Origin of the sequence: Microcoleus sp. PH2017_09_SFU_O_A, assembly GCF_020738625.1 — a bacterium.
In the GTDB taxonomy this organism is placed as follows: domain Bacteria; phylum Cyanobacteriota; class Cyanobacteriia; order Cyanobacteriales; family Microcoleaceae; genus Microcoleus.
On the sequence record NZ_JAEQCF010000052.1, the window covers coordinates 1 to 15,548 of the forward strand.

Annotated in this window: 7 protein-coding genes; 4 read left to right on the plus strand and 3 right to left on the minus strand. The window is 49.4% G+C overall.

The annotated features are described in order from the left end of the window. The first annotated feature begins 138 nt into the window (after window positions 1-138). Window positions 139-735 (plus strand): DUF3172 domain-containing protein, encoded by a 597-nt coding sequence (locus tag JGK16_RS19890; protein WP_293182938.1) that lies wholly within the window; start codon window positions 139-141, stop codon window positions 733-735. 53 nt (window positions 736-788) lie between these two features. Here JGK16_RS19890 and JGK16_RS19895 read toward each other — a convergent pair whose 3' ends face one another. Further along, the gene (locus JGK16_RS19895) at window positions 789-1,571 is read right to left on the minus strand and encodes an AMIN domain-containing protein (protein WP_293191995.1); all 783 of its coding nucleotides are present in this window, start codon (window positions 1,569-1,571) and stop codon (window positions 789-791) included. Window positions 1,572-1,987: 416 nt separating this feature from the next. Between JGK16_RS19895 and JGK16_RS19900 the strand changes: the two genes are divergently transcribed. After that, window positions 1,988-2,542, plus strand: a complete 555-nt coding sequence (locus tag JGK16_RS19900; RefSeq protein ID WP_293191997.1) for an NUDIX hydrolase — start codon at window positions 1,988-1,990, stop codon at window positions 2,540-2,542. Window positions 2,543-3,230: 688 nt separating this feature from the next. Here the strand turns inward: JGK16_RS19900 and JGK16_RS19905 are convergent. After that, window positions 3,231-3,380 carry a hypothetical protein gene (locus JGK16_RS19905; protein WP_293182962.1) on the minus strand — a complete coding sequence of 50 codons (150 nt, stop codon included), beginning with the start codon at window positions 3,378-3,380 and terminating at the stop codon, window positions 3,231-3,233. On the opposite strand from JGK16_RS19905, the gene JGK16_RS19910 reads away from it, so the two are divergent. Together JGK16_RS19910 and JGK16_RS19915 are read left to right on the plus strand one after the other, a co-directional pair. Further along, on the plus strand, window positions 3,380-3,748 hold the full coding sequence (locus JGK16_RS19910; protein ID WP_293182960.1) for a 4a-hydroxytetrahydrobiopterin dehydratase: 369 nt from the start codon (window positions 3,380-3,382) through the stop codon (window positions 3,746-3,748). The two genes, JGK16_RS19905 and JGK16_RS19910, sit on opposite strands and share 1 nt — an antisense overlap. After that, entirely contained in the window at window positions 3,748-6,684 is a 2,937-nt protein-coding gene (locus JGK16_RS19915) for a CHAT domain-containing protein (RefSeq protein WP_293191999.1), read from the plus strand. The genes JGK16_RS19910 and JGK16_RS19915 overlap by 1 nt, the downstream gene beginning before the upstream one ends. Window positions 6,685-7,073: 389 nt before the next feature. Here the strand turns inward: JGK16_RS19915 and JGK16_RS19920 are convergent, their stop codons facing one another. Next, the gene (locus JGK16_RS19920; protein ID WP_293192001.1) at window positions 7,074-14,861 is read right to left on the minus strand and encodes a DUF4347 domain-containing protein; all 7,788 of its coding nucleotides are present in this window, start codon (window positions 14,859-14,861) and stop codon (window positions 7,074-7,076) included. Window positions 14,862-15,548: the final 687 nt, after the last annotated feature.

Below are 15,548 nucleotides of genomic sequence, written 5' to 3' on the forward strand. Positions count from 1 at the left end.
AGGACTTGCAGCCGTAGGGCATACGGTCAAGATGCTTGCCGAGGGTAAATTCGTCGGAATCCCACTGAAGCAAGAATCCTCTCGCCTTTAGGCAGAGGTGTGTCAACTGTTAAATCCCCAGAACGGACTGAACTTTATATGAAACGCAAACCTAACTCCTACAACGACAGAGACAGATTCGGCGACCCATTCCGGGGAGATGAAGACTCCGGCTCATTTGGCGGATCGTCGCGACGACAACCTCAGTCTGGCAAACCCTCTTTCCTCAATTCCGCCACCCTAGGGATTTTAACAGCCGTTTTTATTCTGGGAATTGGGATCGGCATTGCCTTCAGTTCCACAGCTACAATTAGCCCACAAAACGTAGCATCCCGGGAATTTATCGATCGCAGCGCCCCGAACCCCGAACTTTGCGTACAGTTTGGAGCCAGCGCAATGGTGACAGATATGCGCCTCTTCGTCACCCTTAACCCCTTCAACGTCTACATCTCCCAGCCGAGTATGCGTCCCGGATGCGTCCTGCGAACCAATAACTGGGCAATTCTCGAACAAAGAAAACTGATCAACCAAGAGCAAGTGCGCGAGTGTAAAAATCGCATGAACACCTTTGGCTTCACCGGCGCCCTGGAAGGTCAACCTGACATTAACTGTATTTACCAAAACGACGGCGCTAAAAACCTGTTCCTCAACCAACCGGGTTCGATCGCTCCACCCAGTGAAGGTCAAAATTTCTAACTGCGAGGATCGGACGATCGAATAACATAGGTGCGATCGACTCCAAGCGAGTATTAGCGAAGCGGTTGACCAAAATCGATAATCCGCTCCCAGGAAGCAGCAGGACGGCGTACAGGGGCAGAACTTACCCCCTGCCGTCTGTTAACCGGAACCCTGACCAAAGGCACATTTATCGGTCGGATTTGGTCGTTTGGAGTTGACATCCCCGAAGAGTTTTGCTCGTAAGTTATAACCTCAGCCGAGGCAGGTTGGACAGACGCTTTGGCAGGAGTTGAGTTAGAATCGGCTGACTGCGGATTAGGTGGTACTGGGATTGCAGGCGGTGCTTGCGTTTCGAGAGTTGCTTGATAGGAAGCAGGCTCGATCGAGGGACGCAACACCCAGCGATTTTCTACCCCGACTCTTTGAAATTTAATTTGTTCACCGTTGAAAGCTACTCCGGGAGCCAAATTTACCAAAATTCTCGCGTTTCCTGATGGCAGTTGAATTATCGCCACGGAACGCACATTGCCTTGCGGGTATAGTTGAGTTGCATCAACGGCGATCGGAGTATTGGGCAAATCCACAGCAATTTGAGACGGGTTGAGTAGGGAATAGGTGGGAGTTTTGCCCTCTGGGAGAGTAATTTCTAGCTGATTTGTAGCTGGATCGAACCGCCAACTCGTGACTGTAGAAGCATTGGCTGGTTGCTGTGCGATTTGGAGTGTCGCAACTGTGGTGGTTGCTGCTATGCTCAGGGCGATCGACACAGAGCCTAAAAATGAGGGTACCAGACACTTAGGTGTTAGTTTGTGTAAGTCTGTCCAAAATTTCGGTGGTAATTTTTTGTATTGCATGGCTGTGTAAAAGTTGAGATTTTAACTAGCTTTGAGGATAATTTTTTTTGGTAGAGGTGTTGCGGGCGATTTGCGATCGGGATAGGTGCGATCGGCAGTACAACTAACCGCAAGGGTAGCTTAACGCTGAAATTTTAGCATTAATGGGTAATTGAAAAATTGGAAGTTATATCGTTTCCGGTTGGATCGGAATGATTTAACCGCAGAGAACGCAGAGAACACAGAGAAAGGGAAGAGAGAGATAAATACAGGACGATGTTAACGGATTTGATATTAACACTTTCTGCCTGATGCCGGATGCCAGCAGATACGCATTCATCCTTCTGTTCTTTTCCTGACCCTTCAACTAGGGTAAGGTACGCCACAAGCAGCCGAAGAAGGATTAGTCGTGCGCGTTTTATGAATAATTCAATAATATGAAAAATTTAACTAAATGGAAATTACTGCGATCGCGCTTGGTGCTTAACCACAAGTGGTGTCAAGTCAGGCAAGATGAAATAGAATTGCCAAGCGGACAAATTATCGACGACTTTTTTATTAATGTCCGACCCAATATCGCCCTAATATTTGCGGTAACAGAACAGCAAGAACTTGTATGTGTGCGTCAATACAGGCATGGCGTCGGCGAAATTTTACTCGAACTCCCGGCTGGGAGTTTCAATCCTGCCGAAGAAAGTGGCAAAGCTGCTGCCGCCCGAGAACTGGCTGAAGAAACCGGATATGTTGCTGAAGAAATTTTGGAACTAGCAGTTTTATACGACAATCCCGTAAAAGACACTAATTCTATTTACTTATACCTTGGTAAAAATGTCAAGCTTGCCAGCCAAATTAAATTGGATATTACAGAAGATATTGAAGTAGTTTTAGTACCCATTTCAGAAGTTTTGTTGAAAATAACCAATCGAGAAATTTGTGTAGCTGGAAGCATCGCAGCTATTTTTTTAGGATTAGATTTTTTAAACAAACATTAGTTGGGTTTGTAGTGAGGACTTTAGTCCTCTCTTGGATGCGGACTTGCCTTTCTCACTAAGATTGTTTTTGCAATACGCTTTGAATAAGAAATTTCAAGAGATCCCCTCGCATCCCCCGATCGAAGCATGGTAGTTTTATTATGGGGAGAGAGAGATAGGTACGTAGTTGGGCTTCAGCCCTCTTTAGACGTATAGATAAAGGAGGCTCAAGCCCAACTACGTACCTTTATTTATTAATGATAAAATTAATTACACTACGATCGCTCGCCAAGCTTGTAAATTAGTAATTTCTGGCCTTTGATTGTGCAATTAATTGTGTCCGGTTACTTAAAAAACGGTTTGTAGTATTGAAGCGTTGGTTTCTGGCGATCGATCCCTTAAAGCACCAACCGCCAGAAACCAAGCGGGGAAAGATATTGAGAGTTATTGAAGATGTCTGTTAGTCATTAGTCAGCAGTCATTAGTTGCGATCGTCATTTCCGAGAGAGTATCCTAGTAAGGTGCGCCGCTATGCCATAATTGTAAATAGCCAGAATTCTTGTAGCGACGCAGCCTACTTATTCCCTCTTGCATCTTCCTTCAATCACTGACATCGATTACAAAATCCGTTGCCGAACTTCCTGATTCCTGATTCCCTCTTCCTTCGTCTTTTTGGCTTCTTGCATCTTCCTTCAATCACTGACATCGATTACAAAATCATTGCTAAACTTCCTGATTCCTTCTTTCCTCTTGCCTCTTCCTTCTTGCCTCTTCCTTCTTGCTTCGTCTTTCTTGCTTCTTGCTTCGTCTGATAGAATCCCGCCAACAGCCGAACAGGTTGCACCCGCTTATCGCTCAATATCCTCTAAATTCGTAGCACAAAATTATGAAAATAGCAAACTCAAACCCTTAAGCGAAAAGGAAGTTTCTCAGCGCTTGCAAAATTTGCCTAATTGGACTAGAGAAGGTAAAACTATTAAATATACGCACGAATTTAAAAATTTTGTCGAAGCTGTCAGTTTTGTAAATTGTCTGATTTCCCCCTCAGAAAAAGCTGGCCACCATCCCGATATTGCTATTGCTTACAACCGCGTCACGATAAGTCTCACAACTCACGATGCAGAGGCGCTGACACAACAAGACTTCGATCTAGCCGAGACAATCTCTAAATTAGTCAGCGACTGGATGCCCGGAAATGTTTGTTTAGTAGTGGAAGGTTCTGGATAATGATTTTACTGTACCAAATCGCCAACAATCAAGCAAAAAGTCAAGCAAAAAAGCTGTTTTTAATTTTATCATTTTGCTTATTCCTCGGGGAAACGGCTGCTTTCGGGCAATCGGTTATCCCCGCGAATGACGGCACCGGTACTACCATCGTCCCTCAAGGAAATCGAATCGATATTAGCGGTGGTAAACTATCGGGAGATGGGGTTAATCTTTTCCAGAGTTTCCAACGGTTTGGCTTGAACAAAAATCAAACAGCGAATTTTATTTCCAATCCTAACATCCAAAATATTTTAGGGCGAGTTGTTGGCGGAGAACCGTCTATAATTAATGGCTCGATCCAAGTTAGCGGTGGCAATTCCAATTTGTTTTTAATCAATCCAGCGGGTATTATTTTTGGCAGTAATTCTCAGTTAAATGTACCCGCATCCTTTACTGCTACCACTGCTAATAGCATGGGTTTTGGCAATAATTTTTTGAACGCGATCGGTTCTAACAACTATCTGAATTTAACAGGAAATCCCAGCAGTTTTGTATTTTCGGATGTGACACCTGCCAGCATTGTGAATCGCGGCAACTTGGCGGTAAAACCAGGGGAAAATATAACTTTACTCGGTGGCAGGGTTACAAATACAGGTCAAGTTACAGCACTGGGAGGTACAATTAACATCCTTTCAGTAACAAGCCCAAGTGTTGTCCGTATCAGCCAACCAGGATATTTGCTCAGTATAGAAGTCAGCAGCCAAGCATTGAATTCTCAAGGGGAAAATCCCAATACATCCAGCGAAAACTCATCTGCAACTCTTCCCGAATTGCTGACAGGTAAGGGTGAAAAAGTTAATAATGCTTCAGATGTTGCTGTTAATAGTGACGGTAGCGTTCAATTAACCAGATCTGCCTCGCAAACTCTCCCTCCTAATAATTTAAGACAAAATAACAGCGGGACAGCTCAAACATCTCCACAACCTAGTAATACCAACAATCCCAATCCGGCTGCTAATACTAATAATGGCGCCAGCGCTCCACAAACTACTAATACGAGCAATCCCAATCCGCCTGTTAATGACAATAAGGACGATATGCCTCCACAGCTTAATACAGCAAATCTCAATGTCACTCCTAATAATACTAATGTTGTGATGTCTCCACAACCTAATACGGCTAATTTAAATTTTCTTCCTAATAATATTCAGATTCCTCCCAATTTAGTCGCTCAAATTGTGAAACAGGGTAACAATCTGCAAAATGCTCTGGTACCCAATATCCAGCCAAATTTTCCTATAAACCAACAGCTTATTCCTAGAGGTTTTTCCGTGCCGACGATGAATAATATGGAGCTGTTGTCTGCGCGCCCGATTATTAACAATCTGCCGATAAATGGGAATATCGATCGCACTTCCATTTTTACCAGTAGCCAGCCAAATTTTATTATCAACCAACAGATTAATCCTAACAAAGCTCCAACACTGGCTCCCAACATTCAGGTAATTGATGCTCGCAATCTTCCCGGGAATCCCCCGATGTCCGCTGCGCCCAATATAACTCAAATGCGGGCCCGCCTCGGGCAGAATCTGCCCCCCGGCGTCCCGAATATTCCCAGTGGTGTAGCGAATCCTTCGGCAAATATGCAGGCAATTGCTAACATCAATTCCATGCTATCTTTAGATGGAAACCGAGCTGAGAAATATGCTGATTATTTTGGGAATGGCTTTACCAATCCCAATCTCGGCGCTGAAAATATCCGCGAAACTTTGCTCAAAGTTGCCTCGCAAACAGGCAAGAGATCGGCAATTATTTATATTAACTTATTTAGCGATCGAGTAGAATTATTACTGTTCTCTCCCGAAGGTTCGGCGATTAGAAAAACTGTACCGGAAGCCAATCGGGAGAGGATCATCAAACTAGCAACGGAATTCCGCGCAGAAATCTTGAATCCTGGGAATCTGAACACCACCAGCTACAAAGCATCCGCTCAAAAACTTTATAGTTTGCTGATTGCACCTTTAGAAACAGACTTGCAGGAACAAAATATCAATACGCTGTTATTTTCACTGGATACCGGTTTGCGGAGTCTCCCCTTATCTGCTCTTTATGACGGCAAACAATTCCTGGTCGAAAAATATTCTCTCAGTCTAATACCAGCTATTTCACTTACCGATACCCGCTATGTATCGCTACAAAATGCCTCTGTTTTAGCAATGGGAGCCGCTCAATTCGATCGGTTAGATCCCCTACCAGCAGTGCCAATAGAACTATCTACTATTGTAGATTTGTGGCAGGGGAAATCTTTCTTGAACGAACAATTTACCCTGAACAACCTGAAATTCCAACGCAGTAGAAATCCTTATCAAATAATTCATTTAGCAACTCACGGCGAGTTTAAACCGGGAGCAGCGAGCAACTCTTTTATTCAACTGTGGGATGGAAAACTGCAATTAGATCAACTCAGAAATTTGGGGTGGAACAATCCACCTGTGGAGTTATTGGTACTATCAGCTTGCCGCACAGCACTCGGAGATGAGACAACGGAAATGGGTTTTGCTGGCTTGGCATTTCAAGCAGGAGTTAAGTCGGCTTTAGCGAGTTTGTGGTATGTTTCTGATGAAGGTACGTTAGCATTGATGAGCGAGTTTTACCATCAATTAAAAACAGCTCCGATCAAAGCTGAAGCTCTCAGAGCAGCGCAAATTGCTATGATCCAAGGTCAAGTTCGGATCGAAAATGGAGTCTTGTGGGGCCCTTTTGTTGCAGCCAAACGGGGAGGGCAAAATAGCCAGCAAGCCATCCGAGAAATGGCAGGTAATGGCGATTCCCTACCCTACCCTTCGGGAACCCCTACGGGGAACGGGAACTCATTAGGGGAAGATAGCTTCGCTGCACAAAATCTCACTCATCCCTATTTTTGGTCTGCTTTTACAATGATTGGTAGTCCTTGGTAATCGATGTGAAATTAAATTAGATGGAGGATTGTGAAATCTTAAATCTCATATCAATTCCGTCAGCATCGGAATCATTCATCTCTCTATTCTCTGCCTCCGCGCCCTCTGCGTTCTCTGCGGTTAAATTATTCCGATACAACCGGAATTGATATGATATCAATTCCGGTTGCACCGGAATCATATAGAGGACACGGCAGTGCCGTGTCCCTACCGTGATTAATTGTAGGGACACGGCAGTGCCGTGTCCTGGCTTTGGGTAATAATTCCGATGCTACCGGATTTGATATCCAATCTCAAATCTCGAATTAAATATTGAGAAACCCGGTTTGTTCGCAAACCGGGTTTCTCAATATTAGGTCAAATTGGGCGCATTAAATGCGCGGTGCTGTTTACTGGGAAAAAGTCACAAAATCCAGAGCAGTAATAGCATTACTGGCTCCCAAAATATTAGCTACAACCTGCCCAGTAGAGGCTATTTGCAGGACACTTCCGTTCGCCGTGGAGTTAATTTGCAACTGAGCAAAACTCAAGCCGCCAGCTAAAGCAAACTTGTCGATTCCTACTTCAAAATTCAGGACAGTATCGATACCGCTGTTGCTATCTAACACAAAACGATCGCTCCCAGTACCTCCAATTAAAGTATCCTCGCCCGCACCGCCAAACAGCCAGTCATCGCCAGAACCGCCGTTGAGAATGTCGTTATCTGTCCCTCCGTAGAGAGTGTCGTTACCGTCATCGCCGTTGAGAGTATCTTGGCCTTCATTGCCATATAACAAGTCCTCGCCGTTGCCGCCACTCATGCACTCTTGCTGGCCATTAGCACCCACCGAGACATCCTGGTTATCGTCGCGATCGCCATACATGGTATCGTTGCCATCATCGCCACACATAATATCGCTGCCGCCATCGCCGTACATCAAGTCATCGCCGGCATCTCCGTGCATCAAATCGTCATCCTTGCCGCCGCGAACAGTATCGTTGCCTTCTCCGCCGCCGAGAGAGTCGGAACTCTCACCGCCGTTGAGATAGTCGTTACCGTTGCCCCCAAACAGCAAATCGCGGCCGTTGGCGTCGCTGACGAATTCGTTTTGCAAGCCGCCGTAAAGCGAATCCTCTCCCTCGTCGCCGACAAGGGTGTCGGAACCGAGTTCGCCCCAAATCAGGTCATTGTCTTTGCCGCCGTAAACTAAGTCATTGCCTTTGCCGGCAAAAATGCTGTCGTTACCGCTGCCGCCGCCGATGATGTCGCCGCTATCGTTGCCGAAAATTAAGTCGCCTTCATCAGTAGCAATTGTGGTGCCAACAGCAGTACCGTAGTCGCCGACGAGGGTATCAGAACCTTGATTGCCGTAGAGTGTGTCGGAAGCAATTTCGCCAAAAATGCGATCGCCCCCTTTGCCTCCATAGGCCAAATCCCGGCCGTTGCCACCGAGCAAAGTATCGTCGCCTTCTTGGCCGAATAGTATGTCATTGCCATTGCCTCCAAACAGCAAATCTTGCCCGTCTGGGTCGCTATCTAGGGAGTTGAGGACGCCACCGAACAGGGAATCGTTCCCGCTATCGCCGTAGAGGGTGTCAGGGCCCTTATCGCCGAAGATCGCGTCGTCCTCTTTGCCCCCGTAGGCGATGTCTGGGCTTTTGCCGGCGAAAATGATGTCGTTGCCTTGATTGCCAGCAATTGCGTCGCTTCCTTCGCCACCGAAAATCAGATCGGCTTCGTTACCAGTCAAGTCGATGTTGTTGCCGTTGTCGCCGACGATCGTATCATCACCGCGATCGCCCGACAATAAGTCCGCACCGCGATCGCCAAAAATGCGATCGTTTTGTTTCCCTCCAAACACCACATCATTTTCTTTGCCCGCGTAAACGATGTCATTGCCCTTATCGGCAGCGATGAAGTCTGCCCCTTGGTCTCCGAAGACAATATCAGCGCCGTCTTCACCTAAAACTATGTCGTTCCCAGCTTCGGCAAGAAACAGTTCGTTAGTGTCGTTCCCGCTTAAATAGTCGTCTTCGGGAGTGCCGAGGATCGTGTTTTGGATGTCGGTGAGTTCTACGGCGTTAGAGTCGAAGTTGAGTATTTGCCCTGCCTGCGGTTGGATAAATGTAATCGGAGGCAGCAGGGGTAAGGGCGTGCAATCGCAGCCCGTATCAGGTTCGGGTACTGGCCCGAAAATAGGCGGGGGTGTTGGTGTGGGTGTCGGTGTCGGTGGCTGCGGGATGTCTGGTGTGGGCGTGGGTACTGGTGTGGGCGTGGGTACCAGTATCGGGGTAGGTGTGGGCGTCGGTTGCCGAATTGGCGTGGGTGTGGGCGGTGTGGGTGTGGGCGGTGTGGGTGTGGGCGGGACGGGTGCGGCCAAAATTGAGATAGTTGCCGCAGTGGGACTGCCTAGGCTGCGGCTGTCTGTGACGCCGTAGGTAAAGGTAGTACCGGTGAAGTTGCCCGATGCCTGGAAGAACAATTGGTTAATCGAAGCAGGCGTCAGGATCTGACCGATCGTAATTGGAACTCCGCCGCTGGCTGGATCGCCTAAGAACAGACGACCTTGAGCTATTGGTGGCAGGGTTTTGATGTCGAAGGAGGCGATCGTATCGCCCGGATCGGGGTCTCGGCCTGCTAGTCCGGGCACGGTAATCGTGCTGCTGGGGGCCGCCGAGGTATTGGCATTCAATGGTACCGGCGGTTGGTTAAGTGCGATCGGCAGTGCGGAGACAGTAGCAACGGCCGGGCTGGTAGCGCCGAGGTTGTCGGTGGCACTGTAGGTGAAGTTTGCCCCTTTAAAATCGGTGCCCGCCTGGAAGAACAACTGAGTAATTTGAGCTGGTGTCAGGACTTGACCGGCTGTAACTCGTACTCCCCCGTTGGCCGGATCGCCCAAGAACAGCACACCTTCATTAGTTGGCGGCAGAGTCTCAATTTTGAAGGAAACCACAGTGCCGTCGTCTGATCCTCCGAGTCCGGGGATATTGATAGCGCTACCGGGCAGCAAGCTGACGCTGGCGTTGTTAGCAACCGGGGGTAGGTTAACCGGAGGCGGGAACAGGGAGGCAGTAGCGGGGGCCGGACTGGGCAACCCGGTGGTGTCTGTCGCGCTGTAGGTAAAGCTGGCCCCTCTGAACGCGCCTGTGGCCCGGAAGAATAGTTGGTTGATTTGCGTTGGGGTGAGGACTTGACCTGGTGTAATTGCCACTCCGCCGTTAGCCGGATCGCCCAAAAATAGGACGCCTTGGTCTGCCGGGGGCAGAGTGTCGATCTTGTAAGAAGCGATCGGGCTATCCGGGTCGTTTGCTATCAGCCCCGTGAGGTTGATGGTGGCGTTCGGCGCCACAGGAGAGTTGGTATTAACTGGTACCGGCGGTTCCTTGAACTGCGGCGGAATTAGGGCAACAGTAGCTGCGGGACTGCGTGCTCCTTGATCGTCCGTGCTGCTGTAGGTAAAGTTTGCCCCTGTAAAAATGCCTGTGGATCGGAAGAACAACTGCTTGATTTGAGCCGCCGTCAGGACTTGACCGGCTGTAACCGCTACTCCACCGTTAGCTGGGTCGCCCAAAAATAGGACGCCTTCATTTGTTGGAGGCAAAGTGTCGATCGTGAAGGAAACCACAGTGCCGTCTGTGTCTGTTCCTCCCAAGTTCGCGAGCCTGGCAGCGCTGTTACGCCCCAGAGTGACGTTATCGTTTTCTGCTGTAGGGGGGATGTTGCGGCGCGGTGTCGTGCTGACAGTGGTGGTCACCGTGGCATTAGGATCGGAACCGTCGTTGTTTCCCGGGGTGGGGTCAGAAGTGACTGAGCTGCTCCGAGCCGTGTTTTTGACGCTAGTCAGGGTAGCTGGGGCGACAAAGCCGATCGTCCGAGTGACTGTAAGGTTATTGGCGATCGCAATCGCAGGAAAGGTGACAATCCCTGTGGTTGGGTTGTAAACCCCGCCGTCGGATGCCGTGACTCCTGTCAAGCCGGGAATGATGCTGTCAGTAATTGTGACGCCTTCTGCGGGACTCGGGCCCTTGTTGGCCGTGCTAATTGTGTAGGTGACTGTGGTTCCAGCAGTGGCGATCGTCTGCCCGCTTTTGGTTGTTGCGACATCGGCAACAGCACCGAGGGTAGTGCTGACAGTGGCAGTAGGATCGGAACCGTCGTTGTTTCCCGGGGTGGGGTCAAGAGTCGTCGAGGTGCTTTTTGCCGTGTTTTTGACGCTAGTCAGGGTTGTTGGGGCGATAAAGCCGATCGTCCGATTGACTGTAATGCCATTGGCGATCGCAATAGCAGGAAAGCTGACAACCCCCGTAGCTGCGTTGTAGGTGCCGCCGTCCGATGCCGTGACTCCCGTCAAGCCGGGAATGATGCTGTCAGTAATCGTGACGCCTTCTGCCTGACTCGGGCCGTTGTTGGCCGTGCTAATTGTGTAGCTGACTGTGGTTCCAGGATTGGCGCTCGCGGGCCCACTTTTCCTAGTTACCACATCGGCCACAGCACCGATCGAAGTGCTGACAGTGGCATTCGGACTTGTGCCGTCGTTGTTACCAGGGGCTGGGTCTGGAGTCGTCGAGGTGCTTTTTGCCGTGTTTCTGACGCTAGTCAGGGTTGTTGGGGCGATAAAGCCGATCGTCCGAGTGACTGATACGCCACTGGCGATCGAAATACCCGGGAAAGTGACAATCCCTGTAGCCGCGTTGTAGGTGCCGCCGTCGGATACCGTGATTCCCGTCAAGCCGGGAATGATGCTGTCAGTAATCGTGACGCCTTCTGCCGGACTCGGGCCGTTGTTGGCTGTGGCGATCGTGTAGCTGACTGTAGCACCGGGAATGGCGAGCGTCGAGCCGCTTTTGGTTGTTACCACATCAGCGCTGGGCGTGATGCTGGTGGCAACAGATGAGTTGGTGGGAGTGCCGTCTTGATTGGTGGTGCTGCCGTCGTTGTTGGTGCCGATCGGGTCGGGAGTCGTCGAGGAGCTCCGAGCCGTATTTCTGATTGAGGTCAGGGTACCTGGGGCGACAAAGCCGATCGTCCGATTGACTGATGCGCCACTGGCGAGTGCAATCCCAGGGAATGTAACAATCCCGGTAACTGGGTTGTACGTACCGCCGTCGGATGCCGTGACTCCCGTCAAGCCGGGAACGATGCTGTCAGTAATCGTGACGCCATCTGCCTGACTCGGGCCGATGTTGGCTGTGGCGATCGTGTAGCTGATTGTGCGACCGGCCGTAGTAGCTGTGGGCCCACTTTTGGTGGTAACAACATCGGCAATAGCTCCGAGCGTAGTGCTGACACTGGACTCAGGGTTTGTGCCGTTGTTGTTTCCTGGGGTGGGGTCGGGAGTCGCCGAGGAGCTTGTTGCCGTGTTTTTGATTGAGGGGAGGGCGACTGGGGGCACAAAGCCGATCGTCCGATTGACTGTAATGCCACTGGCGATCGCAACAGCAGGGAAGCTGACAATCCCCGTAACTGCGTTATAGGTGCCACCGTCCGATGCCGTGACTCCCGTCAAGCCCGGAATGATGCTGTCAGCGATCGTGACGGCTTCTGCTTGGCTCGGCCCGTTATTGACTGTCGTAATTCTGTAGCTGACAGGGGTTCCAGGCAGCGCACCCGTCGGCCCGCTCTTAATTGTTACCACATCAGCGCTGGGCGTAATAGTCGTGACAACAGTGGAATTCGTGGGAGTGCCGTCTTTATTGGTGGTACTGCCGTCGTTGGTGCGGGGAAAGGGGTCGGGTGTCTCCGAGCTGCTGCGAGCCGTGTTGCTGATTGAAGTAAGGGTCGGTGGAGCAACGAAACTGACGGTGCGGTTAACTGTTGTACTGATGGCTAGGGATGTCAGCACCGGGAAGGTGACAATCCCTGTAGCCGGATTGTAAGTGCCATTGTCCGATGCGCTGACTCCAGTCAAACCGGGAACAATGCTGTCAGTGATAGTCGCGTTGAGAGCCGGGTCTGGCCCCAGGTTGGCTGTGGTCAGGGTATAGGTAATCGTTGACCCGGCCACAGAAGTGACGGGGCCGCTTTTGGTAGTAACGAGATCGGCAACAGTAGGGGAAATAGTAGTCTGTTGTTGGCCTATGAACGTTGAACCGTCGTTGTTGCTGAGATCGGGGTCGAAAGTGCTGGCACTGCTGAATGCGGTGTTGGTTAAGCTGCTGCCAGGATTTAGACTTGGGGGTAAAGCAACTGACAAGGTGTAGGTGACGCTTTGATTGACACCGAGAACGGGAATTTTCGGCCAGGTGACGTTCCGCGTCGTGCTTGAGTAAAGGCCACCCCCACTGATCTGGCGAATGGGATTGGCTCCGCCGACAGGAACGAGTTCCGGAGGCAATTCGTCTTGAACCAAAACTTGTTCAGCCGGCGATGTCCCCTTGTTAGTAGTAGTGATGGTGTAGGTAATACTGCCAGCACCTGTTTTGATGAACTGCGGGCCACTTTTGATGGTGGCCACATCAGCAGAGATGGTGGGAGTAGGATTGACAGTCTCGATTGCGAGGTTGCGAATTTCGTGGAAGTTGCTTGCAACTCCCGTCGAACTGGCAAAACCAAATTTGAAATTAGGCGGTATCGCTCCGTTTGCAGTTGCTAGATTGGGGATATCGATCAGAGTTTCACCCGCGCCGGTGAACAAGCCGTCGTTATTCAGGTCTAGGGCAATGGTGAGCCTGTTGGGCGTTGCTGAATTTGAGGGGGCTAGGGTAATTTGAATGCTTCTTTTCGCTGCATCTCGACTGGTAGTGACAGTATTGTCGAAGTCATAAGTACCCCCAGCATCTAAAAAGTCAATACTTTTGGGGATATTGTCGATACCTAAAGGGGCGATCGCGTTTGTTAAAAATCGATAACTATCTGCTTGACGACCCCTGAGAGTGATGGAATCAGGTCTGTAGCCTTCGAGAGTTGAACCAGGAATGGTACCATTTACTGCTCCACCAACACGTCCTTCCGTATCATTAGAAAAATTCCCAAACTCATCGAGTCCAATGCCCAAATAACCTCCCACCAATCCGGGTTGGCTGCCATTGGTGTTGTTGGCATACCCCAGAGAACCACCAAAGCCTCCTGCTGCTGTAGGGCTAGCTGACCCGTCAATCAGGAAGAAGCTAATGCCGTCCCCTGGCTGCGGGCTGATAAAACCGTTTGGGCCTTGGAGAGTAGTGCCGTTGTAAGCAAAGAAATCGAAGGTAATTTTCAGACCCTCTGTGGAGGGTATGGGGTTGTCGTAGAGAACAAAGGCTGGCAGTCCCACACCGTTGGTCGTCAATTGCAAAGCCCCAGAGGGTGGTACATCGCCACCCAAACCGGGAAGTATCCCAGATGAACTTCCTCCGGTGATACCGGGAATCCTTTGCCTGTTGGCTTCAAAGACTGAGCTGGGGTCGAATACCCTGCCGTCTTGTCCTCGGTAGAGCCAAGGCCCCCTGACTGTGGCGTTCCTAAATGTTTCGTTGACTAAGGTACCGAGGACTCCGCTGTATGCCTCCAGCACCTTTTGCTCAAGGGCAATCCTGGCCCTTATTTCTCCTGTCGCAAATTCTAATTCCCAATCGCCACCGAGCGCCGCACTCCCTACCAAGCCTGTGGAAGCTGCAATCTCTCTACCCGTAATTTCACTGAGTCGCCGCACGAAGGCCCGGCCGCTTTCCCCGGCTGCTCCCCGGCAAGCCAATAATAAGATATTTCCTCTCTCGCTGAGGGAGTTTCCCCACTGCTGCAACAAATGGCTGTAGGTTTCTAAGTTGTCGCTGCACAGTTCTACTGACCCCAGTTGTACTCTGGCTTCTTGACCGTGAGCAACTATTTGAAGGCTGTCTAAATCGCTGTAATTAGCAAGAATTCTAGTAATTCGATCGACTCCATCCGCGATCGAGTCCAGTAAAAATACCTCTGTATCCGCTGTTGCTCCTCTTGCCAAGCTGTCGCTATTCTCTACTCTGGCATCGATGAACAGTATATTTTTTACATTCCGGGGGCCCACCGAATCGGGCGATCGCAAAAATTCTCTCTCTAGGTGTTCAATTTCCGCGCCACCACCAATTTTTGGAGACAGGAAAGACCAGTCTGATTTTACTTGTTTTATTTGTTTTTCCTGAGGATAAGTTGCGGTAGTTCGGGAATTTTTCCTGCCAATGCTTGTGGTGTCAACTGTTTTTTGTTGACTCAGGAAAATTGGTTTGTTGCCAATGCTTTTCATTGTCTGATACCTTGCTGATTGTATACAATATACCCATTAAGAGGTAATAATTATCACCTCTTAACAAGGCTTAATTGAGACTGAGTTGCTCTGTTGTTTGACTTTTAGAAAGCAATAAGGTTCAGTTAGTGCTGTTTCTTCCCCGGAGATTCCTCCCATCCCCCGAATCGTTGCGGGGACGAAAGAGAATTTCTTGTATCCCCCTTTTTTTTAAATGGAGGTTAGGGCGATCGATCTTAACTCAACCGTATTCTGTTAAAAAGAGTAATATGCCGATTTTCATCAGCATAAATTTCTGCTATCTTGCTATTGGATAGCATTGGAAATACAGCCGATTTGATGTCGGCCGATTAGACTTCTGAAACACGTCATAACCCTGACAAACAGACGGTTTCGGAGCGAAATCACTTTTTTTACTTCATTAACCAGCAAAAGTGCTGTATCGCCTGCGCGAGGGCTGAGACAGGACAGTTTTAATGGTAATAATCTATCTATCGGGTGATATTTTGCCTTCGGCTTTCTGTGAGCGGGTGTATCTTTAACAAGGAGATATCTTACCTCCCGCAGCAGACAATAACAGCGAGCCTCAAAAAATTACTTGATGAGGTTTTCTGTCGATCGTCTAATACACTTTATGGGCAGAAAAAATTTACCATTTCTGAAAGCTAACACTTGGTTGGATGAACG

What these genes read in the sequence shown, in the direction of transcription:
- JGK16_RS19895 (WP_293191995.1), bottom strand. Translation starts at nt 1,571, where the DNA reads ATGCAATACAAAAAATTACCACCGAAATTTTGGACAGACTTACACAAA.
- JGK16_RS19915 (WP_293191999.1), top strand. Translation starts at nt 3,748, where the DNA reads ATGATTTTACTGTACCAAATCGCCAACAATCAAGCAAAAAGTCAAGCA.
- JGK16_RS19890 (WP_293182938.1), top strand. Translation starts at nt 139, where the DNA reads ATGAAACGCAAACCTAACTCCTACAACGACAGAGACAGATTCGGCGAC.
- JGK16_RS19920 (WP_293192001.1), bottom strand. Translation starts at nt 14,861, where the DNA reads ATGAAAAGCATTGGCAACAAACCAATTTTCCTGAGTCAACAAAAAACA.
- JGK16_RS19900 (WP_293191997.1), top strand. Translation starts at nt 1,988, where the DNA reads ATGAAAAATTTAACTAAATGGAAATTACTGCGATCGCGCTTGGTGCTT.